Below are 20,981 nucleotides of genomic sequence, written 5' to 3'. Positions count from 1 at the left end.
GGTTTTCCCACTCTCGCATTCGGGGGCAACCGTACCGTGGAAACGGGGGAACTCCGCCGAGTACCGGCTACATCGGGGCGGTTAATTTCGATCGATCGACAGGCGCGGGAAGGGATCGAGGGCCCGGCGCGTTGTACCGGGGCGTGACCTCTTTGCCTGACATCCCGCTGTCCGTGCTCGACCTCTCGCCCGTCGTGGCCGGAGGCGGTGTGGCGGATTCGCTGCGCAACACCCTCGACCTCGCCCGCCGGACCGAGGCCCTCGGCTATCACCGGTACTGGCTCGCCGAGCACCACAACATGCCCGGTATCGCGAGTTCGGCGACCGCCGTGATGATCGGCCAGGTCGCGGCCGCCACCGAACGTATCCGGGTCGGCTCCGGCGGGGTCATGCTGCCGAACCACGCGCCGCTGGTGGTGGCCGAGCAATTCGGCACCCTGGAGGCGTTCCACCCCGGCCGGATCGACCTCGGCATCGGGCGCGCGCCGGGCACCGACCAGCGGACCGCGCTCGCGCTGCGCGGCCCGGGCGGGCTCAGCGCGGAGAACTTCCCGCAGCAGTTCGCGGAGCTGCTGGCCTACTTCGAACACTCCGACCAGCGCGCCGTCAACGCCGTGACCGCCGAGGGCAACAAGCCGCCGGTGTGGCTGCTCGGATCGAGCGGCTTCAGCGCGCGGATGGCGGGCGAACTGGGCCTGCCGTTCTCGTTCGCGCACCACTTCAGCGCCGAGAACACGCTGCCGGCCGTCGCGCTCTACCGCGACGCGTTCAAACCGTCGGACGTCCTCGACGAGCCGTACGTGATGCTCGGCGTCTCCGTGGTCGCCGCCGAAACCGACGAGCGCGCCCAGTATCTCGCCGCCCCCAGCGGCCTGACGTTCCTGAGCCTGCGCAAGGGCCGCCCCATCCCGCTGCCGACGCCGGAGGAGGCCGCGGCGTATCCGTACACCGACATCGAGCGCGTGTTCATCGAGGACCGGGCTTCGAGCAGTGTCATCGGTTCGCCCGAGACAGTCCACAAGGGACTGGAGACCTTGCTGGCGGATACGGGGGCCGACGAGCTGATGATCACGACGATGGTGCACGACCAGGCGGATCGGGTGCGGTCGTACGAGCTGGTCGCCGAACTGGCGCGCTGACGCCGGGCGGTCTCGCCTGCCGCAGGTGCCATGAACGGTCCGTTCATGGCATCCGGGGCGCGGCGCAGGACCGGAGGCGGCATTGCGCGTGGCGGCACCGCGGCGCGTGTCATGAAAGGGTCGTTCAGGACGAAAGGTGTCCTGAACGACCCTTTCATGACACGCGACCGATCGGCCGGCCTCACCCACCCCGCGCCCCGAACGGACCAACGCCCCACCGAACACGAAAGAACCGACAAGATCCCCGCCCGCCTTTGTCAGAAAAAGACAAGAATTCACCGGTTACCAGGACGTGACGTCTTGATCACACCGAAGTTCTTGTCACCAGGCAGGCGCGTGATTAGCGTACCGACCAGTAGCAAACAGCACGGTAACACCCCGTTGATCCTATTCAACGATTCCGTTCCGCCATTCGGAGCAAAGGAATTGCGCAAGCTGGGGTGTATTCGCCGTGCCCGGAAAACGGGAGGGTCGGCGTGGGCGTCCGGACTGGCGCACCCTCATTCCCCGGCGCGGGTGCGATCCGGGAGACCGGAAGGCTCTATTCGCTCGGCCTCGACGTCGTCCGCCTGACCTTCCGGCGGCCGTTCCAGACACGCGAGCTGATCCAGCAGTTCTGGTTCATCGCGAGTGTGTCGATCCTGCCGACGGCGCTGGTCGCGATCCCGTTCGGCGCGGTGATCGCGCTGCACATCGGGTCGCTGACCGCGCAGATCGGCGCGCAATCCTTCACCGGCGCGGCCAGTGTGCTGGCGATCATCCAGCAGGCCAGCCCGATCGTGACCGCGTTGCTGATCGCGGGCGCGGGCGGTTCGGCGATGTGCGCGGACCTCGGGTCCCGCACGATCCGCGAGGAGATCGACGCGATGGAGGTGCTCGGGGTCTCTCCCATCCAGCGCCTGATCGTGCCGCGCGTGCTCGCCGCGATGGGGGTCGCCGCATTCCTCAACGGAATGGTCAGCGTGGTCGGCGTCCTCGGCGGTTATTTCTTCAACGTCATCATGCAGAACGGGACACCGGGTGCGTATCTGGCCAGTTTCTCCGCGCTCGCGCAGCTTCCGGACCTCTGGATCAGCGAGATCAAAGCGGTCATCTTCGGTTTCGTCGCGGCGATCGTCGCCTCTTATCGCGGGCTCAATCCGAAAGGCGGCCCGAAAGGCGTCGGTGACGCGGTGAACCAATCCGTGGTCATCACGTTCCTCCTCCTGTTCCTGTTGAACCTCGTGCTGACGACGCTTTACCTGCAGCTCGTCCCGGCGAAGGGCAGCTGATGGTCACGACGACACCCACCCGTGCGACGCGGGTCCGCGAAGCCGTCGATCGCCGGTTCGGGTTCCTGGACACGCTCGGCGACCAGATCCTCTTCTTCCTCAAGGCACTCGCCTGGGTGCCGCGCGCGGTGCGCCGCTATCTCCGGGAGATCACCCGCCTGCTGGCCGAGGTCAGTTTCGGCAGCGGAGCGCTCGCGGTCATCGGCGGCACGATCGGCGTGATGATCGGGATGACCGTGTTCACCGGCACGGTCGTCGGGCTCCAGGGGTACTCGGCGCTCAACCAGGTCGGCACGTCGGCGTTCGCCGGGTTCGTCTCCGCGTACTTCAACACCCGCGAGATCGCGCCGCTCGTGGCCGGGCTCGCCTTGTCGGCGACCGTCGGCTGCGGGTTCACCGCGCAGCTGGGCGCGATGCGCATCTCCGAAGAGATCGACGCGCTCGAAGTGATGGGCATCCCCAGCGTCCCGTACCTGGTGACCACCCGGATCATCGCCGGTTTCCTCGCGGTCATCCCGTTGTACGCGATCGGCCTGCTGACCTCGTATCTCGCCTCACGCCAGATCACCGTCTGGTTCTACGGCCAGTCCGCGGGCACCTACGACCACTACTTCCTGTTGTTCCTGCCACCCGGCGACGTGCTCTGGTCGTTCGGCAAGGTGCTGGTGTTCAGTGTCGTGATCGTGCTCGCCCACTGCTACTACGGCTTCCGCGCGAGCGGCGGCCCGGCGGGGGTCGGCGTCGCCGTCGGACGTGGTGTACGGACCGCGATCGTGGCGGTCAGCGTGCTGGACTTCTTCCTCAGCCTCGCGATCTGGGGCGCGACCACGACGGTGCAGGTGGCCGGATGAGCCGGCGCGGGCTGCGCAAAGCCGGGGTCAGGACGGCCGGGGTGCTGTTCCTCGTGGTGATGTCCGCCCTCGTGCTGCTGTCGATCAAGATCTACCGCAAGGATTTCGTCGACTCCGTACCGGTGACGCTGCAGGCGGACCGCGTCGGCAACCAGTTGCGCGCGGGCGGGCAGGTCAAGGCGCGCGGCGTGGTGGTCGGCGAGATCCGCGACGTCCGTGCCACGCCCGGCGGCGCGGAGATCGACCTGGCCATGGAGCCGGGGAAGGTTTCCCAGCTGCCGAAGAACGTGTCCGCGCTGCTCGTGCCGAAGACGCTGTTCGGTGAGCGGTACGTGCAACTGTCCATTCCGGACGGATCGAAGGCCGATCCCTTGAGCTCGGGCGACGTGATCACCCAGGACCGTTCGGCCAACGCGATCGAGCTGGAGCGCGTCTTCGACAATCTGTTGCCACTGCTCAAGGCGGTGCAGCCGCAGAAGCTCGCGACGACGCTGACCACGGTCTCCACCGCGCTGGAAGGCCGCGGCGACCAGATCGGCGACACGCTCGCCACGGCGGCCGCGTATCTGAAGGATTTCAACCCGAATCTCCCGGCGCTGAACGACAACATCCGCGACCTCGCCACGGTTTCGAAGCTCTACGGCGACATCGCGCCGGATCTGCTCGACGCGCTGAGCGCCTCGGCCGTCACGCTCGACACGGTCAAGGAGAAACGGGCCGAGCTGGCGTCGGTGTACCAGCAGGTGACGTCGTCGTCCCAGCAGGTCACGACGTTCCTCGCCAACAACCGCGCCAACATCATCGCGCTCGCCGCCGACAGCCGCGCGCCGCTCGAGGTCGCCGCGAAGCACTCGCCGAGTTTCGCCTGCACGCTCGACGCGCTCGCCAAATTGAAGCCGCAGATGGACAAGGTGCTGGGCGCCGGAACCGACGAGCCCGGCCTGCACGCGGAGATCGTCGTGACCCAGCCTCGCGGCAAGTACGTCCCCGGCAAGGACGATCCGGTCTACAACGCCACCGGTGAACCACGCTGCTATCCGTCGAACGGGCTGATCGGCCAAGGGATCGCGGCGACCGACGGGAACACCGCCGCGCTGCCGGGTGTGCAGGGCGACCTCGGCCTGCCGAACTCGCCGCAGGAGCGGGAGCTGATCTCCACGCTGGTCGCGCCGTCCATGGGCGTCCCGACGGCCGAGGTGCCCGCCTGGGGCAGCGTGCTCGTCGGCCCGCTCTACCGGGGCACGGAGGTGACCCTGCGATGAGGAATTTCGTGAGTCCCCTGATCAAGGGACTGATCTTCGTCGTCGTCACGACACTGGCGACGGTGCTGCTGGCGGTGTCCATCACGAACACCGGCCTCGGCGACACCAAGAACTACAGCGCCAAGTTCCTCGACGCGACATCGTTGAACGTCGGCGACGACGTCCGGATCTCCGGGGTGCGGGTCGGCCAGATCGAAGCGCTGGAGATCGCCGACCACAGCCTGGCCCGCGTCGAGTTCTCCCTCGACTCCCAGCGCAGGCTGCCCGCCGACGTCACCGCGGTGATCAAGTACCGCAACATGGTCGGCCAGCGCTACATCGCACTCGAACGCGGCAAGGGCACCCGCGAACTCCTGGAGCCCGGCGCGGAGATCCCGCTGGAGCGCACGACACCCGCGCTGGATCTCACGGAACTGTTCAACGGCTTCAAACCGCTGTTCCAGGCCCTCTCGCCCAAGGACGTCAACCAGCTTTCCGGCGAGATCGTCCAGGTGCTGCAGGGTGAAGGCGGCACGGTGGAAAGCCTGCTGGCGCACACCGGTTCGCTGACCACCACGCTCGCCGGCCGCGACAAGGTGATCGGCGAGGTGATCACGAACCTCGACACGGTGCTGAAGAGCATCAACGGCAAGGGCGACGCGCTGGCCACTTTGGTCTCCACGCTGAAGGAGCTGGTGACCGGCCTCGCCGGTGACCGCACCGAGATCGGGGAAGCCGTCTCGGGTCTCGCGGAACTGACCACCGCCACGGCCGGCCTGCTCGACCAGGGCAGGAAGCCGCTCAAGGACAGCATCGAAGGCCTGGGCCTGCTCTCCGGTCAGCTGACGACCGACGAGGCCAAGGCCGAAGTCGACAACGTCCTCACCGTCCTCCCCGGCAAGCTGAACGAACTGGGGCGGATCGGCTCCTACGGATCGTGGATGAACTTCTACCTGTGCTCGGCCGTCCTCAAGACCACGCCTCCCCGCGGGATCCCGGCGACGGCGGAGAGGTGCACGTCGTGAAACCCTTCAAGGAACGGAACCCGATCGTCGTCGGTCTCGTCGGCAGTGCCGTGGCGGCCGCGGTGCTGACCGCGACGCTCAACTACGAGAACCTGCCGATCATCGGCTCCGGGACCACCTACCAGGCCGAATTCTCCGAAGCGGCGGGCCTGCAGCAGGACGACGAGGTCCGCATCGCCGGGATCAAGGTCGGCGAGGTGAGCGACGTCCGGCTCGCCGAAGACCACGTGGTGGTCAGTTTCCGGGTCAAGGACGCCTGGGTCGGTGACAAGACCGCCGCCGAGATCAAGATCAAGACCCTGCTGGGCCGGAAGTTCCTCGCGCTGCGCCCGACGGGCGAGACGGTGCAGAACCCGAAGCAGATCATCCCGCGTACCAGGACCGTGACGCCCTACGACGTCACCGAGGCCTTCAACGGGCTGGCCGACACCGCGGGCGCGATCGACACCGATCAGCTCGCGGAGAGCTTCACGACGCTGTCCGACACGTTCAAGAACTCGCCCGAGCACATCAAGAAGGCGCTCGAAGGGCTGACGTCGCTGTCGAAGACCGTGTCCTCCAGGGACAGCGAGCTCGCCAGCCTGCTGACCAACGCGCACGGCCTCACCACCACGCTCGCGAACTCGAACGACGATTTCGCGAAGCTCCTCTCGAACGGCAACCTCCTGCTGACCGAACTGGACCGCCGCCGTCAGGCGATCCACGACCTGCTGACCGGCTCGCAGCAGCTCGCCACCCAGCTTTCGGGACTGGTGAAGGACAACAAGGACCAGCTCGGCGGAGCGCTCAGACAGCTCGGAGAGGTGACCGACATCCTGCAGCGGCAGAACGACAATCTCGCCAAGAGCCTCGACCTCGCCGCGCCGTACTTCCGCGTGGTGAACAACTCGCTCGGCAACGGGCGCTGGGTGGACGGCTACCTCTGCGGCCTCGTCCCGGAGAACCGGGACCCCTGCACCCCGAAGATCCCGGGAGGCGGCCGGTGATCAGCAGATTCGTCACCCTCGCGCTCGTGCTCGCGCTGGCCGTCGTCGGCGGTCTCTGGTGGATCTTCTCCGGCAGCGGGCTCGACCGCGTCACCGTGTACTTCTCACGTGCGGTCGGTGTCTACAGTGGATCGGACGTGCGCGTGCTCGGCGTCCGGGTCGGCCAGGTGGAATCGGTGGCCCCGGAAGGAGAGCGAGTCAAGGTCGTGCTGACCGTCGACGGCTCGGCACCGATCGCCGCCGACACGAACGTCCTGGTCGTGGCGCCGAGCGTGGTGGCGGACCGGTACGTCCAGTTCACCAAGCTCACCCGCGCGGGAAACCGGCTGAACGACGGCGCGGTGATCCCGGTCGAGCGCACCGGCACCCCGGTGGAACTCGACCAGCTCTACTCCAGCCTCGACACCCTCGCCAAGGCGCTCGGCCCCAAGGGGGCGAACGCCGACGGCGCACTTTCGGAGCTGCTGCGCACCGGCGCGAAGAACCTGCAGGGCAACGGCAAACCGTTCAACGAGTCGGTGCGCAACTTCGCCGACCTCGCCAGGACCCTGTCCGGGAACTCGCAGAACCTGTTCGCCACGGTCGACGAGCTGCAGCGGTTCACCTCGATGCTGGCGACCAACGACCGCAACGTCAGCGAGGTCAACAAGCAGCTCGCCTCGGTGACCGGGACACTGGCCGCGAACAAGGACGAGCTCGCCCGCGCGCTCAACGGCCTCGGTAGTGCGCTCGCGGAGATCCAGCAGTTCATCAAGGAGAACCGCGCGCTGATCAAGTCCAATGTGGACAAGCTCGCGGTGACGACCGGGACACTGGTCGACAAACGCGCCGCGCTCGCCGAGACCCTCGACACGATCCCGCTGGCGGTGACGAACGTGCTCGAAGCCGTCGACCCGAAGACCGGCAAGCTGCAGAGCCGCGGCAACATGCTCGAATACGCCCCACTCCCGCTGCCCGTCGCCGGCGACACCTACACCGGGGGGCGCTGATGGCCACGAAACGGGCGATCGCCGCGCTCGCCGCGTGCTGTGTCGCGCTCACCGCCTGCTCTTCGGACTTCAAGGGCGTCTACGACCTGCCGCTGCCCGGCGGCGCGGACATCGGGGACCATCCGTACCGGGTGACCGTGCAGTTCGCCGACGTGCTCGATCTGGTCCCGCAGGCCGCGGTGAAGGTCGGCGACGTCCCGGTCGGCCGGGTCGAGACGATCAGGCTCGCCGAAGACGGCTGGACGGCCGAGACCGTGCTGGCGGTCAACGGCGACGTGCAGCTGCCCGCCAACGCCATCGCGCGGCTGCGGCAGTCCAGCCTGCTCGGCGAGAAGTTCATCGAACTCGCCCCGAGCGCCGCGAAGGCCGAGGGCAGGCTGGGCGACGGCGGGGTGATCCCCGTCGCGAGCACGAACCGCAACCCGGAGTTCGAGGAGATCTTCGGCGCGCTGTCCCTGCTGCTCAACGGCGGCGGGATCGGCCAGTTGCAGACCATCAACCGCGAACTGTCGAAGGTGATGGACGGAAACGAGGAGGAGATCCGCTCGTTCCTGTCCACTGTGGAGCAGCTGGTGTCCAACCTGGACTCCCACCGCTCCGAGATCACCTCGGCGCTCGACGGGCTCAACCGCCTCTCGGCCACGCTGGCGAACCGGAAGAAGCAGGTCGAAGGCGCGCTCACCGATCTCACCCCCGGCCTCCAGAGCCTCTCCGATCAGCGCACCCAGCTCGTCTCGATGCTGCAGTCGCTGGACCGGCTCTCGGGGGTCGGCGTCGACGTGATCAAGAAGAGCCGCGCCGATCTCGTCGCGGACCTCACCGCGCTCGCGCCGATCCTGAAACGGCTGGCCGACGCCGGCGAGAGCCTGCCCAAGTCGCTGGAGATCCTGCCGACGTTCCCGTTCACCGACGCCGTCCGCGACGGGATCAAGGGCGACTACCTGAACGTCTACGCCACGATGATCCCCGCACCGGGCGTCGAACTCCCTCCCCCCGGCGAAGGGGTCCCGCCGGGGCTCCCGACCCTGCCGCTGCCGTCCTCCGGAGGTAGCTGATGCTCACCGCCCGTGTCCGGATCCAGGTGCTCGCGTTCGTCATCCTCGCCCTGGCGACGACGGCGTTCGTCGGGGCGAACTACGCGGGGCTCGGCAGGCTCTTCGGGGCGGGCGGGTACACCGTGAAGCTCGCGCTGACCGACGGCGGGGGCCTGTTCACCAACGGCGAGGTGACCTACCGGGGCGTCGCCGTCGGCCGGGTCGGCGAACTGCGGCTCACCGACGGCGGGATGGATGCGGATCTGCTGATCGACGACGACGCGCCGCCGATCCCCGCGAACTCGAAGGCGGTCGTGGCGAACCGGTCCGCGGTCGGCGAGCAGTTCGTCGACCTGCAACCCCGCACCGGCGACGGGCCGTTCCTCGCCGAGGGTTCGGTCATCCCGCGCGAGGCGACGACCGTGCCGCTGCCGGTGCAGAATCTGCTGACCGATCTGGACTCGCTGACCGCGTCCGTGCCGACCGAGGATCTGCGGATCGTGGTCGACGAACTCGACAACGCCCTGCGCGGTTCCGGCGCGAACCTGCAGGTGCTGCTGGACTCCACCACCGACTTCACCAAACAGGCGTCGGATCACCTGCCGCAGACGGAGAAGCTGATCACCGACGGCTCGACCGTGCTGAAGACGCAGGTCGACTCGTCGCAGGCCTGGCGGCAGTTCAGCGGCAACGCCAAGCAGTTCGCCGAGCAGTTGTCCCGTTCGGACGGTGACCTGCGGCGGCTGATCGCGACGGCGCCCGACGCGGCGACGCAGCTCTCCGGGCTGCTGAAGGACAACGAGCCGGGCCTGCCGATCCTGCTGGCGAACCTGCTCACCACGTCACACGTGTTCTCGGCCCGCACCGACGGCCTCCGGCAGCTGCTGATCAACACCCCGAAGGCGGTGTCCGCGGTCGACGCGGCCGTCGACGAGCAGTCCGGGAAGATCGGGCTGGTCCTGACCTTCTTCGACCCGATGCCGTGCACCAAGGGCTACGAGGGCACGAAGATCCGCGACAGCGCGGATCTCTCACCGCTGCCGTTCAACACGAGTGCCGCGTGCACGCTCGAACGGGGCAACCCGAGTTCGGTCCGCGGCTCGCAGAACGCGCCGAAGGGCGGCGTCCCGCCCGCCGCGATCCCCGGCGGCTTCGGCGCCGACGGCCAGCCGACGTCCACCAGCCTCGAGGAGATGTTGTGGCTGCGAAACTGAAGATCGCGATCGCGGTGTTCGCCGCGGCCTGCGCGTTCGCGGGGTGGGCCGGGTACACCTGGTTCACCGCGACGGCTTCCGAGGCCGTGTCCTACGGGAACACGCGTGACGAAGCGCTGAAGTCCGGACGCGAACTCGTCGCCCGGCTGACCAGCCTCGACCATCACCGCGTCGACCAGGGCATCGCCGACTGGCTCGCCGCGTCCACCGGTCCGCTGCGCGATCAGCTGGGCAAGGCCGACGACGCGACGAGGCGGACGCTCACCAAGGACGCGACGGTCTCGACGGGCAAGGTGCTCGACGCGGCGATCAGCGAACTCGACGACCACGCGGGAACGGCCAAGATGCTGGCATCGGTGGAGATCACGATGGCGAAGGAAGGCGCGGCGCCGACGACGAAACGCAACCGCTTCGCCGCCGGGCTGACCAGGACGGACGAGGGCTGGAAGCTCAGCGCGCTCGACCAGCTGCCGGTGGGTGCGCGATGACCGCCACGGCCGACACCGGGACCGGCGCCGATGTCGCTGCGGAAACCGAGCCCGAGACCCCGGCCGAAGAGACCACCGAAGAGGCCCCCGGGAAGCCGTCCCGCCGACCGGATCTGTCACTGATCCTGCTGGTCGCGGCGGCCGTGCTGGTCGCGGCCGGGGTGTGGTTCACGCTGGAGGCGAGGTCGGTCTCGGCGACGCCGTCGGCGGCCAACACCGCGCTCACCGACGTCGGCACGACGGCCGAGGTGAACTCCGCGGTGACGGTGGCGCTCGACAAGATCTTCTCCTATTCCTACGACCGGACCGACGTCACCGAAAAGGCGGCCGCCGCGGTGCTCAGAGGAAAGGCACTGGAGTCCTACAACCGGTTGTTCGCCCAAGTCAGGGAAAAGGCTCCGGCCCAGAACCTGGTCCTCACCACCCGGGTCTCCTCATCCGCCGTCGGAGAACTCGGCGGCGGTAAAGCGAGGCTGCTGGTATTCCTCGATCAAGCGGCCGTCCGGGCCGACAACAATTCTTCGACGACGGCCGCGGCACAGCTTTCGATCACCGCGGAACGCGAAGGCGACAACTGGGTCATCACCGATCTCGTCCCCAGGTAATCCGCTTTGTAAACCAGGAGAGAAAACGAGGAGAATCCCATGTTCGGTCGAACGCGCCCTAAAACAGCCCGTCGCCGTCTCGGCACGGTCGTCGCGCTCACGTCCGCGCTCGCCATGGCGGGCAGCCTCGCCGCGACCCCGGCACTGGCGGACGACCCGGTGGAGATCCCGGTGTCCTACACCGTCACCGGGACGACCACGGTGAAGAAGACCGGCGGCACCCTCGCCCTCGGCCCGGGTCAGCTCAACGGCGCGCTGGTCATCGACGGTGACAACGTCGGCATCCGCGGCGATCTGGCCCTGCCGCCGTCGACGGCGAACATCTCGCTGGTCTCGGGGGTCTTCAAGATCAAGGCCCGCGTGCGGATCGAGCCGACCGGCCCGGTCACCGGCACGCTGGCCAACGGCGACCTGACCACGCACTCGCAGGCGAACATGCTGATCGACAACATCGTGGTCGGCCTGTTCTGGCCGGTCATCCCGCTCCCGACGGTGCCGAACGCCTGCAAGACGGTCAAACCGCTCGACCTGACGCTGGTGTCGAAGAACGTCGACCTGTTCGCGCCGACCATCCCGTCCTCGGGGACGTTCACCATCCCCGAGTTCAAGGACTGCTTCATCAACGACCTCGCGCTGGGGGCGTTGATCTCCGGTCCCGACAACACGATCAACCTGAGCATGAAGTCGAACCTGTCCTGACGCTCAAGTCCGTGAAGGCCTCCTTGAGGGACCCTGGGTCCCTCAAGGAGGCCTTCACGGAAAGTCAGCAGAAGTACGGCGCCGCGGGGTCGACCAGCGCGACGCCGGTGCTGTCACCGGCGGAAACGGCGTAGACCGGAGCGCACACGCCGGAGAACTTCCAGAAGTCCGTCGGCGGTTCCGTGCTGGTGTCACGGCTTTCGGACTTCACGTTGCTGCCCCAGGCGAAGACGCTGCCGTCGGCCTTCAGCGCCACGTTGTGGTTGAAGCCCGCGTCGATGGCGACCACGCCGGACTGTGCTTCCGGGGGAACTGTGGCCTGGCCGTAGAAGTTGTCACCCCAGGCGAGCACGCCGCCGTTCTTCAGCGCGATGCTGTGCCGGAGCCCCGCCGAGACCGCGCTGACCCCGGAGGTCGCCGCCGCGGGCACCGTGATCTGGCCCTTTCCGTTGCTGCCCCAGGCGACGACGCCGCCGTTCTTCAGCGCGAGCCCATGGTCGCCGCCCGCCGAGATCGCGGTGACCCCGGAGGAGACGGTCGCGGGGACAGTGGTCCGCGAACCCCAACTCACCACGCTGCCGTTCGTTTTGAGCGCCAGGTTGAAGTACGCGCTGGTGGAGATCGCCGTGACCCCCGAGGTCGCGGACGGCGGCACGACGTTCTGACCGTAGAAGCCGTTGCCCCAGGCGATCACGCCGCCGTTCTTCAGCGCGAGTTCGTGCGCCCAGCCCGCGGCGATCGCCGAGACGCCGGACGTGGCCGCCGCCGGAACCGCCAGCTGGCCGTAACTGTCGTTCCCCCAGGCGATCACCCCGCCGTCCTTGAGCGCGAGATGGGTGATCGCGCCGGCGGAGACCGCACTGGCGCCGAGCGCGGCGGCCGGTATGGTCCCCTGCCCGTAGTCGTTGCTCCCCCATGGCCGCGCTTCGCCGGTCTGCGCGGCACTCGCCGTACCGCAAAGGGAAACCGTTGCGATCATTACGGTAATCGCGACGCCCGCTACCCGTCGTGATGCCGATCGTCGATTCTCGGAAGACATGCGCCGAATGTTAACCCGGCTGCACCGATCGGCCGCCTCTTTGTCATCCACGGACAAACTTCATAATCGCATTCAGCGCCCGCTGACAAGAAAGAACGGGCGTCTCACCCACTTCGAAACATGTCGACATGAATCCTTGTTACGTACATAACTCGCGGGTAACCTCGGTTTACCCCACCACCGAGAAAGCCGCTCGAGTCGAGCATATTTGATCAGAAAAATCCGCCGAAAGGCGCATGGGGAAAGCCGCCCGAGACGTAAACTGGATCAAAGGAGATGACAGGTATGTCCCGCAGACTTGGCAAGTTGTCGGCAGGCGTCGCCACCACCGGAATCGTGCTCGGCGCCGTCGCCGTGCTCACCGCCGGCACGGCCGGCGCCGCGACCACCTACGCCACCGGCACCGTCGCCTACATGTGCAACTTCCCCGGCATCGGCCAGCAGCAGCTGGACGTGAAGGCGAACTTCGTCGGGCCGGACTCGGTCGCCTCCGGCGGCACCGCCACTCCGTCGAGTGTCGGCGGCACCGCGACGATCAACGCGACCATCAACGCGCTGCTCAACGCCGCCAACTACGACGGTGTCCGCGGCAAGGCCAACATGCCGATCACCGCCACCAACGCCACCCCGGCGTCGGCGACGGTGACCAACCTGGACGTTCCGACCCAGATCAACCCGTACGTGCCGGGCCCCCGGTCGTTCAACATCGTCCAGGACGCCGGCACCAGTGTTCCGACGCTGACCGCGGGCGCTCCCGGCTCGGGCGTGATCTCCCTCGGCACCACGATCAACGCCCCGCTGGACTTCCACAAGAAGGACGGCACCTGGACGGCGTGGAACTTCAACTGCACGGTGAAGAACACCAACCCGGCGCAGAACCGCGCGTTCAGCCCGGCGATCCCGATCACCTGATGAACCACCCGTGCGGGGCGGGGACGCCCGCCCCGCACGGTCTCCATCCGCACGAGGCACGAGAGGAACATCCATGACGCAGCAGGTTCGCCGGGCACTCGGGAGGTTTCCCGTTCTGGCGGGCGTCATCCTGCTCGTGGGTGTGAGCGGGGCACTGTCCTCTTCGGCCGCGACCGATCCGGACACACCGCCGCCGGCCCCCTTGCAGGGCACCACGTCCGCGCGTCAGAGCCTCGCGAACACCTGTGTCTTCCCGGATCCCGCCGGGGAACGGCCGGTCACCATGGACGTCCAGGCGACGCTGCCGAAAGTCGTCCCGACCGGGAAACCCGTTCAGATCAAGGACTTCTCGCTGACCTTCACGATCGGCGAGGGATCGCTCGGCCCCGTCGCCGAGGTCACGGGTGGCGCGACCGTCGAACTCACGGCCGCGAACGGGGACAAGAAGACCCCGATCCCGGTGTCCGTGACGATCCCGGCGACGAAGGTGCCCGCCACCGGCGAACTGAAGCTGGTCGCGAAGGGCACCGTCCCCGACATCCTGCTGAAGGTGCCGTCCGAACTGCGGCTGAGCACGGGCGCGCCGTCGCTCGCGCTGACCGCCGCGGAGACGCCGCTCAAACCGATCACCTGCACCCAGACGCCGGACCAGAACACGCTGCTCGGCAGTGTCGCGCTCCTGCCGCTCGGAAAACCCAAGCCGCAGTCCGGCAAACCCGGCGAGCAGAAGAAACCCGGTGCCGACGCGCGGGCCGCGGACGACGTCCAGGCCAACGCCCTCTATCCGATCGCGTTGCAGCCGTTCGAACTGCAGGGCACGTCGTCGATCACGAAGCTCGGCGCCTTCGCCCGGCTGAAGCCCGCGTTCATGGTCAACGCGGTGTGGCACGTCGACCTGGAGAACACCGAAGGGCCCGGCAAGATCACCGGCTCCGTCATGATGCCGCCGAGCAAGCTGAGCTTCCTCGGTTTCGGCTTCGTCCCGATCACCGCGACCATGGAACTGCTGCCGGAGGACTACGCGACCGGTAATCACATCATCGATGTGGACGGCGTTTCGATCCCGGAACCGGAGGGCAGTTCGACCGTCCTCACCCCGCTCAAGGTCTACGGGAAACTGAGCGGGGTCACCGTCAACGGGGTCGCCCTCGACGTCGGCGACCACTGCCTCACCGCCGAGCCGATCAAGATCAACCTCCGCGGGGAGAAGTACGGGATGTTCACCGGCGGCGTGGTGCGCACCGATCCGAAGTGGACGGATCCCGCCTATCGGGACTTCACGCTCCCCCCGTTCTCGGGCTGCGGCGCGAAGGAGGATCTCGACTCGCTGTTGACCGGGATGGCTTCGGGGCCGGGGAACCAGGCTTGTGTCGGGGTCAACCAGGTCGGGTTGACCTGGGACCCCGAGCGCAAGTGCCCGAACGTCGAGCCGCCGGCGGGCCGCTGACGCGTGTCATGAAAGGGTCGTTCAGGACGTTTTTCGTCCTGAACGACCCTTTCATGACATCCAGGCGCACCCCTACGACCCGCTCGGCGTCCACTGTGGACTCTTACGCGGCGACGGCAGCACCTCCGGCAACACGTAACCGGCGGGCGCGGCCCCGGCCCGCAGCGCGAGCTCCATCTCGAACCGCGCCCCCGGGTCGCGCAGGTGCTCGCCGAAGGTCGCCTGCAGCTGCCGCATGCGGTACCGGACGGTCTGCGGATGCACCTGGAGCCGCTCGGCGATCTCGACGACGTTGCCCTGGCTGTCGAGCCACGCACGGAGGGTTTCGAGCAGCCGTTCCCGCTGCTTCCCGGTCATGTCGGCGAGCGGGGCGAACAGCCGATCGCGCAGCTGGCAGGTCAGCGCGGTGTCGGCGTTCACGAGCAGGGTGGCGAGATGGTCTTCGGCGCGGATCACCCGGCGGGCCTGGATGATGCCGCGCTCGGAAAGGAGCAGGGCCTCGCGCGCCCAGCGGAGGGAATCGGCGACGGAATCCAGCGGACGGCACGGGCCGATCGACAGCCGGTACTCCGGCAGCGCGGCCTGCAGGGTGGCCAGGCGGGCGATCGAGATCTCGCCGGGGACGAGCAGACGCGGCTCAGCGCAGTCGAGTTCGGCGAGGACGTCCGAATCCACGGCGTTGTGCCGCCGGGGTCTGACGGTCTCGCCGATCGGGTGCAGCACCACCGGGGTGGCGCGGTCGGGCACCGTCCAGCCGGTCAGCTGCGCGAGTTCCGCGATCGCCTTCGACGGCGCGGGCGGGGTCTCCAGCACCAGATGCAGCAGTTTGCGGCGCCACGTGTCCAGCGCGCCGGCGGTGCGGGCCTTCGCTTCGAGGTAGCCGTCCAGCGCGACGGACGCGAGTTCGTCCATGAACGCGAGCATCGCGTCGGCCAGTTGCGACATCACCGCGGACGAGAGCCCGCTGCGGCGGCCGACGCGCATGATGCGCCGCCACGAGACCCGGGCACCGACCCGGTACGCCGACTGGAGGGTGTCGAGGCTGCGGCCTTCCCGCATCTCGTTCTGCCCCAGCCGATGGTGGACCTCGTGCGACTGTTCCTTGGAGACGGTGGGATCCGCGATCTGGGCGACGAAGAGCGTGATCGCGTACTCGACGCCCGCGCGGATCGACTTGCCGTAGGGCCCGTCGAGCGGACGCGCGTACGCGGGGATGGTCGCCCGGATCTCGTCGACGATCTCGTTGGCGAGACTGCCGAGCTCAGGTCGCAAAATGTCGGCGAGTTTGCGGGGAAGTGCCGCGGGAGGCTGCGCAGCGTGTTCGATTCCGCGCTCCACCGACATCGCAGCTCCTTTGCTCCGCCCAGCGTCCCGACATCCCACGATCGTCGTGGGGTGACAACGAACACATCGCGAAGTCGCCCGTGAATGTGTCACCTTTCGCAGAAGAAACCGATTTCTTGTCACCATCGTGACAAAATCACCGGGCGGCCCTGAATTTTGATGACAAGTGCCCGGCAAACGCCTCGCGCGGTACGTACGAACGGCCGAAGTGGATGCGACCGTGACGCAGCGTCACTGCTTTCCGGTGAGCAATTCACCGAGTGCTTCGAGCACGGGGGCCAGCACGCGGACCTCGGTGCCGACGCATTCGGTGATCCCCGCGCCGACGACCTCGAAACCGCTCAGCCCGCGAAGCATCGCCACCAGACGTTCGATCGTCAAGCCGCCGGGCTCCGGATAGTTCAGCCCGTCGAACTCCGCCGGATCGAGCACGTCGAGATCGAGATGGACGTACACCTTGTCCGAATCGGCCAGCCCGGCGGCGACGTCGGCCGTCTCGACGACGAGCCCGCGCTCGACCACGGCCCGCTCGGCGTCGTCGAAGGCCCTCGTCCCCGCGAGGACGACGCGCCCCGGTTCGACCGGCGGATTCGCGGCGAACTCCGGATCGCCCTCGCCGAGCAGCGACCGCAGCACCATGCCGTGGAACGCGCCCGACGGCGACGTCTCCGCGGTGTTGAGGTCGGAATGCGCGTCGAACCAGGCGACGCCGAGTCCCGGCCCGAAGCGGTAGCGCGCGACGCCGATCGGGATCAGCTCGACTCCGCAGTCCCCGCCGATGGTGAGCACCGGCCCGCCCGGCGCCTCCAGCGCGGCGAGCTGCGCGGCCCGGTTCGCGCCGGTGAGCACCGCGCGGTTGGCGATGCCGTCGACCGCGGGTGAGGTCTCGCGCGTCTGCCGGATGTGGTGCACCGGCACGCCCAGCACGTGACCCGCGAGCTCGGCGAGCGCGACGCAGCCCTCGGGCAACTCCGGCGCCCGCTCGGTCAATGCGCCCTGGAACTGGGGTACGGCGTTGATCAGCACCCGGTCCACGTTAGCGACGGCCGCAAGCGCGTGAAGGCCGGACCGAGGTGCCGAGGTTGCGAAAGCCACTTTCGCAACGTTGAAGGTTGCGAAAGTGGCTTTCGCAACGTCGGCGAAGGCTGGGATCGACGGTCACCCGTGAGCCCGGCGACTATGTCGCGAAAGCCACTTTCGCGACGTCTGATGTCCCGAAAGTGGCTTTCGCGACACCGAGTCCCGGACGCAGCCGCGTGAAGGCCCCCTTCCCGCGGCTGAGCCGAGGGAAGGGGGCCTTCACGCGCGAATCACTCCAGGACGAGCAGCAGGTCCCCGCCTTCCACCTGCTGGACGGCGTTGATCGCGCGCCGCGACACCTTGCCGCCGGTCGACGCGGTGATCGAGGCCTCCATCTTCATCGCCTCGATGGTCGCGACCGTGGCACCCGCCTCGACCTCGTCGCCCTCCGCCACCTGCAGCGTGACCACGCCCGCGAACGGCGCGGCGATCTGCTTCGGGTCGCCCTTGGCGGCCTTCTCCGTCGCCGGGATGTCCGACGCGATCGAGGTGTCGCGGACCTGGATCGGGCGCAGCTGGCCGTTGAGCGTGGACATCACCGTGCGCAGACCGCGTTCGTCGGCCTCGCCGATGGCCTCCAGCTCGATCAGCAGCCGGACACCCTGTTCCAGGTCGACCGAGTACTCCTCGCCCGGCCGCAGGCCGTAGAAGAAGTCCTTGGACGGCAGGACAGAGGTGTCGCCGTACTGCTCGCGGTGCGCCTCGTAGTCCTTCGTGGGCCCGGGGAACAGCAGCCGGTTCAGCGTCCGGCGCCGGTCCTCGGCGAGTCCCTTGTGGTCCTCTTCGGACAGTTCCTGCACCGGCTTCGGCTGCGCCCGGCCTTCGAGAGCCTTGGTACGGAACGGCTCCGGCCAGCCACCGGGCGGGTCGCCCAGTTCGCCGCGCAGGAAGCCGATCACCGAGTCGGGGATGTCGAACTTGTTCGGCTCCGCCTCGAAGTCCGACGGCGAGACACCCGCGCCGACGAGGTGCAGCGCGAGGTCACCGACCACTTTGGACGAAGGCGTGACCTTGACCAGATGCCCGAGGATCTTGTCCGCGGCCGCGTACATCGCCTCGATGTCCTCGAACCGCTCGCCGAGACCCAGCGAAATCGCCTGCGTGCGCAGGTTCGACAGCTGACCGCCCGGGATCTCGTGGTGGTAAACCCGCCCGGTCGGCGACGAGAGCCCGGCCTCGAACGGCGCGTAGATCTTGCGCACGCTCTCCCAGTACGGCTCCAGGTCGCCGATGGCCTGCAGGTCCAGCCCGGTCGGCCGGTCCGAGTGATCGGTGGCCGCCACGATCGCGGACAGCGACGGCTGCGACGTCGTGCCCGCCATGGACGCGACGGCACCGTCGACGGCGTCCGCCCCGGCCTGGATCGCGGCGAGGTACGTCGCCAGCTGGCCACCCGCGGTGTCGTGCGTGTGGATATGCACTGGAAGGTCGAATTCCTTGCGCAGCGCGGAAACCAGCCGTGCCGCCGCCGGCGCCCGCAGCAGGCCCGCCATGTCCTTGATGGCCAGGACGTGCGCCCCCGCGCCGACGATCTGCTCCGCCAGCTTGAGGTAGTAGTCCAGCGTGTACAGCTTTTCGGCCGGGTCCGACAGGTCCGAGGTGTAGCAGAGCGCCACCTCGGCCACGGCGGATCCGGTCTCGCGGACGGCTTCGATCGCCGGGCGCATCTGCTCGACGTCGTTGAGCGCGTCGAAGATCCGGAAGATGTCGATCCCGGTCGCCGTCGCCTCCTCGACGAAGGCGTTGGTCACCTCGGTGGGGTACGGCGTGTAGCCGACGGTGTTGCGTCCGCGCAGCAGCATCTGCAGGCAGATGTTCGGCACCGCTTCCCGCAGCTTCGCCAGCCGCTCCCACGGATCCTCGGCGAGGAACCGCAGCGCGACGTCGTAGGTCGCCCCGCCCCAGCACTCCAGCGAGAGCAGCTGCGGCGTGGTCCGCGCGACGATCGGCGCGACGGCGAGCAGATCCTTCGTCCGCACGCGGGTGGCGAGCAGCGACTGGTGCGCGTCGCGGAAGGTGGTGTCGGTGACGCCGATGGTCGGCGACTCCCGCAGCCACCGGGCGAAGCCCTCCGGGCCCAGTTCGGTGAGCTTCTGCTTCGAGCCGGGCGCCGGTTCGAGGCCCTTGGGCAGCTTCGGCAGTTTCACCTGCGGGTCGAGGGTGCGCGGACGCTCGCCGTTCGGCTTGTTGACCGTCTTGTCGGCGAGGTAGGTCAGCAGCCTGGTGCCGCGGTCGGCCGAATGGCGCGCGGTGAGCAGATGCGGGCGCTCCTCGATGAACGACGTCGTGACGCGGCCTTCGCGGAAGTCCGGGTCGTCGAGAACCGCCTGCAGGAACGGGATGTTCGTGGCCACACCGCGGATCCGGAACTCGGCGACCGCGCGGCGGGCGCGGCCCACGGCGGTCTTGAAGTCGCGGCCGCGGCAGCTGAGCTTCACCAGCAGCGAGTCGAAGTGCGCGCTGATCTCGGTACCGGCGAACGCCGTCCCGCCGTCGAGGCGGATACCGGAACCGCCGGGCGAGCGGTAGGCGCTGATCATCCCGGTGTCCGGGCGGAAGCCGTTGGCGGGATCCTCGGTGGTGATGCGGCACTGCAGCGCGGCACCGCGCAGGTACACCGTGTCCTGCGACAGGCCGAGGTCGTCGAGGGTCTCGCCGGAGGCGATGCGCAGCTGCGACTGGACGAGGTCGACGTCGGTGACCTCCTCGGTCACCGTGTGCTCGACCTGGATGCGCGGGTTCATCTCGATGAAGACGTGGTTGCCGTCCCGGTCGAGCAGGAACTCGACGGTGCCGGCGTTGCGGTAGCCGATCTGGCGGGCGAACTTCACCGCGTCGGCGCAGATCCGGTCGCGCAGTTCCTGGGACAGGTTCGGCGCCGGGGCCAGCTCGACGACCTTCTGGTGCCGCCGCTGGACCGAGCAGTCGCGCTCGAAGAGGTGGATCACGTTGCCCGCGCCGTCGGCGAGGATCTGGACCTCGATGTGGCGGGGCTCGACGACGGCCTTCTCGATGAACACCGTCGGGTCGCCGAAGGCCGACTCGGCCTCGCGCGCGGCGGCCTCGATGGACTCGCGCAGCTGCGCGGGGTCCTGGACGCGGCGCATACCGCGCCCGCCACCGCCGGCGACCGCCTTGACGAACACCGGGAAGCCGATCTCCTCGGCGGCGGCGATCAGCGCGTCGACGTCGGAGGACGGTTCGGAAGAACCCAGCACCGGCACACCGGCGTCGCGGGCGGCCTTGACCGCGCGGGCCTTGTTGCCGGTCAGCTCGAGGATGTCCGCGCTCGGTCCGACGAAGGTGATGCCTTCGTCCTCGCACGCGCGCGCGAGGTCCGGGTTCTCGGAGAGGAAGCCGTAGCCGGGGTAAACGGCGTCGGCGCCCGCCTTCTTGGCGGCCGCCACGATTTCCTCGACCGACAGATAGGCCCGCACCGGGTGACCGGGTTCGCCGATCTCGTAGGCCTCGTCGGCCTTCAGCCGGTGGAGCGAATTGCGGTCTTCGTGCGGGAACACAGCCACCGTGCCCGCGCCGAGCTCGAATCCGGCGCGGAACGCGCGGATGGCGATCTCACCCCGGTTGGCGACCAGTACCTTGCGGAACATGCCGGTCCT

General features: G+C 68.3%; 18 protein-coding genes. 14 read left to right on the top strand and 4 right to left on the bottom strand.

Going from position 1 to position 20,981, the window contains the following annotated elements; genetic code table 11:
- Positions 1 to 143: 143 nt before the first annotated feature.
- The 12 genes from DMC61_RS25940 (at position 144) to DMC61_RS25885 (ending at position 11,542) form a co-directional block, all read left to right on the top strand.
- The gene (locus DMC61_RS25940) at positions 144 to 1,139 is read left to right on the top strand and encodes an LLM class flavin-dependent oxidoreductase (RefSeq protein WP_172843578.1); all 996 of its coding nucleotides are present in this window, start codon (positions 144 to 146) and stop codon (positions 1,137 to 1,139) included.
- Between the two features lie 476 nt (positions 1,140 to 1,615).
- Positions 1,616 to 2,410 carry an ABC transporter permease gene (locus DMC61_RS25935; RefSeq protein ID WP_125691992.1) on the top strand — a complete coding sequence of 265 codons (795 nt, stop codon included), beginning with the start codon at positions 1,616 to 1,618 and terminating at the stop codon, positions 2,408 to 2,410.
- The gene (locus DMC61_RS25930) at positions 2,410 to 3,261 is read left to right on the top strand and encodes an ABC transporter permease (protein WP_038509575.1); all 852 of its coding nucleotides are present in this window, start codon (positions 2,410 to 2,412) and stop codon (positions 3,259 to 3,261) included. Before DMC61_RS25935 ends, DMC61_RS25930 begins: the two co-directional genes overlap by 1 nt.
- A complete protein-coding gene (locus tag DMC61_RS25925; protein ID WP_125691990.1) occupies positions 3,258 to 4,523 on the top strand; it encodes an MCE family protein in 1,266 nt (421 codons plus the stop codon). Before DMC61_RS25930 ends, DMC61_RS25925 begins: the two co-directional genes overlap by 4 nt.
- Positions 4,520 to 5,527 carry an MCE family protein gene (locus DMC61_RS25920; RefSeq protein WP_125691988.1) on the top strand — a complete coding sequence of 336 codons (1,008 nt, stop codon included), beginning with the start codon at positions 4,520 to 4,522 and terminating at the stop codon, positions 5,525 to 5,527. Before DMC61_RS25925 ends, DMC61_RS25920 begins: the two co-directional genes overlap by 4 nt.
- Positions 5,524 to 6,513 carry an MCE family protein gene (locus DMC61_RS25915; RefSeq protein WP_199750107.1) on the top strand — a complete coding sequence of 330 codons (990 nt, stop codon included), beginning with the start codon at positions 5,524 to 5,526 and terminating at the stop codon, positions 6,511 to 6,513. The genes DMC61_RS25920 and DMC61_RS25915 overlap by 4 nt, the downstream gene beginning before the upstream one ends.
- A complete protein-coding gene (locus DMC61_RS25910; RefSeq protein WP_125691985.1) occupies positions 6,510 to 7,502 on the top strand; it encodes an MCE family protein in 993 nt (330 codons plus the stop codon). The genes DMC61_RS25915 and DMC61_RS25910 overlap by 4 nt, the downstream gene beginning before the upstream one ends.
- The gene (locus DMC61_RS25905) at positions 7,502 to 8,557 is read left to right on the top strand and encodes an MCE family protein (RefSeq protein WP_125691983.1); all 1,056 of its coding nucleotides are present in this window, start codon (positions 7,502 to 7,504) and stop codon (positions 8,555 to 8,557) included. The genes DMC61_RS25910 and DMC61_RS25905 overlap by 1 nt, the downstream gene beginning before the upstream one ends.
- Complete coding sequence (locus DMC61_RS25900; protein WP_125691981.1) at positions 8,557 to 9,750, top strand: MCE family protein; 1,194 nt, start codon at positions 8,557 to 8,559, stop codon at positions 9,748 to 9,750. The genes DMC61_RS25905 and DMC61_RS25900 overlap by 1 nt, the downstream gene beginning before the upstream one ends.
- Complete coding sequence (locus tag DMC61_RS25895; protein WP_125691979.1) at positions 9,735 to 10,238, top strand: hypothetical protein; 504 nt, start codon at positions 9,735 to 9,737, stop codon at positions 10,236 to 10,238. Before DMC61_RS25900 ends, DMC61_RS25895 begins: the two co-directional genes overlap by 16 nt.
- The gene (locus DMC61_RS25890) at positions 10,235 to 10,843 is read left to right on the top strand and encodes a hypothetical protein (protein ID WP_125691977.1); all 609 of its coding nucleotides are present in this window, start codon (positions 10,235 to 10,237) and stop codon (positions 10,841 to 10,843) included. The genes DMC61_RS25895 and DMC61_RS25890 overlap by 4 nt, the downstream gene beginning before the upstream one ends.
- A 39-nt stretch (positions 10,844 to 10,882) precedes the next feature.
- Positions 10,883 to 11,542: a hypothetical protein gene (locus tag DMC61_RS25885; RefSeq protein WP_125691975.1), complete on the top strand. Its 660-nt coding sequence runs from the start codon at positions 10,883 to 10,885 to the stop codon at positions 11,540 to 11,542.
- A gap of 64 nt (positions 11,543 to 11,606) precedes the next feature.
- Here the strand turns inward: DMC61_RS25885 and DMC61_RS25880 are convergent, their stop codons facing one another.
- The gene (locus tag DMC61_RS25880) at positions 11,607 to 12,521 is read right to left on the bottom strand and encodes a hypothetical protein (protein ID WP_125691973.1); all 915 of its coding nucleotides are present in this window, start codon (positions 12,519 to 12,521) and stop codon (positions 11,607 to 11,609) included.
- Between the two features lie 345 nt (positions 12,522 to 12,866).
- On the opposite strand from DMC61_RS25880, the gene DMC61_RS25875 reads away from it, so the two are divergent.
- A complete protein-coding gene (locus DMC61_RS25875) occupies positions 12,867 to 13,493 on the top strand; it encodes a DUF6801 domain-containing protein (RefSeq protein WP_125691971.1) in 627 nt (208 codons plus the stop codon).
- A gap of 73 nt (positions 13,494 to 13,566) precedes the next feature.
- Positions 13,567 to 14,940: a DUF6801 domain-containing protein gene (locus tag DMC61_RS25870; protein WP_125691969.1), complete on the top strand. Its 1,374-nt coding sequence runs from the start codon at positions 13,567 to 13,569 to the stop codon at positions 14,938 to 14,940.
- A 72-nt stretch (positions 14,941 to 15,012) separates the two neighbouring features.
- Here the strand turns inward: DMC61_RS25870 and DMC61_RS25865 are convergent, their stop codons facing one another.
- From DMC61_RS25865 to DMC61_RS25855, 3 genes are all read right to left on the bottom strand, one after another.
- On the bottom strand, positions 15,013 to 16,284 hold the full coding sequence (locus DMC61_RS25865) for a CdaR family transcriptional regulator (protein ID WP_125691968.1): 1,272 nt from the start codon (positions 16,282 to 16,284) through the stop codon (positions 15,013 to 15,015).
- Between the two features lie 231 nt (positions 16,285 to 16,515).
- A complete protein-coding gene (locus DMC61_RS25860; RefSeq protein WP_125691966.1) occupies positions 16,516 to 17,310 on the bottom strand; it encodes an arginase family protein in 795 nt (264 codons plus the stop codon).
- Between the two features lie 284 nt (positions 17,311 to 17,594).
- Complete coding sequence (locus DMC61_RS25855; protein WP_125691964.1) at positions 17,595 to 20,972, bottom strand: pyruvate carboxylase; 3,378 nt, start codon at positions 20,970 to 20,972, stop codon at positions 17,595 to 17,597.
- Positions 20,973 to 20,981: the final 9 nt, after the last annotated feature.

Origin of the sequence: Amycolatopsis sp. WAC 04169 (assembly GCF_003947535.1) — a bacterium.
GTDB lineage: Bacteria > Actinomycetota > Actinomycetes > Mycobacteriales > Pseudonocardiaceae > Amycolatopsis > Amycolatopsis keratiniphila.
This window is presented reverse-complemented; position numbering and strand designations above follow the sequence as displayed.

What these genes read in the sequence shown, in the direction of transcription:
- DMC61_RS25930 (WP_038509575.1), top strand. Translation starts at nt 2,410, where the DNA reads ATGGTCACGACGACACCCACCCGTGCGACGCGGGTCCGCGAAGCCGTC.
- DMC61_RS25925 (WP_125691990.1), top strand. Translation starts at nt 3,258, where the DNA reads ATGAGCCGGCGCGGGCTGCGCAAAGCCGGGGTCAGGACGGCCGGGGTG.
- DMC61_RS25920 (WP_125691988.1), top strand. Translation starts at nt 4,520, where the DNA reads ATGAGGAATTTCGTGAGTCCCCTGATCAAGGGACTGATCTTCGTCGTC.
- DMC61_RS25905 (WP_125691983.1), top strand. Translation starts at nt 7,502, where the DNA reads ATGGCCACGAAACGGGCGATCGCCGCGCTCGCCGCGTGCTGTGTCGCG.
- DMC61_RS25900 (WP_125691981.1), top strand. Translation starts at nt 8,557, where the DNA reads ATGCTCACCGCCCGTGTCCGGATCCAGGTGCTCGCGTTCGTCATCCTC.
- DMC61_RS25890 (WP_125691977.1), top strand. Translation starts at nt 10,235, where the DNA reads ATGACCGCCACGGCCGACACCGGGACCGGCGCCGATGTCGCTGCGGAA.
- DMC61_RS25885 (WP_125691975.1), top strand. Translation starts at nt 10,883, where the DNA reads ATGTTCGGTCGAACGCGCCCTAAAACAGCCCGTCGCCGTCTCGGCACG.
- DMC61_RS25880 (WP_125691973.1), bottom strand. Translation starts at nt 12,521, where the DNA reads ATGATCGCAACGGTTTCCCTTTGCGGTACGGCGAGTGCCGCGCAGACC.
- DMC61_RS25875 (WP_125691971.1), top strand. Translation starts at nt 12,867, where the DNA reads ATGTCCCGCAGACTTGGCAAGTTGTCGGCAGGCGTCGCCACCACCGGA.
- DMC61_RS25870 (WP_125691969.1), top strand. Translation starts at nt 13,567, where the DNA reads ATGACGCAGCAGGTTCGCCGGGCACTCGGGAGGTTTCCCGTTCTGGCG.
- DMC61_RS25865 (WP_125691968.1), bottom strand. Translation starts at nt 16,284, where the DNA reads ATGTCGGTGGAGCGCGGAATCGAACACGCTGCGCAGCCTCCCGCGGCA.
- DMC61_RS25855 (WP_125691964.1), bottom strand. Translation starts at nt 20,972, where the DNA reads ATGTTCCGCAAGGTACTGGTCGCCAACCGGGGTGAGATCGCCATCCGC.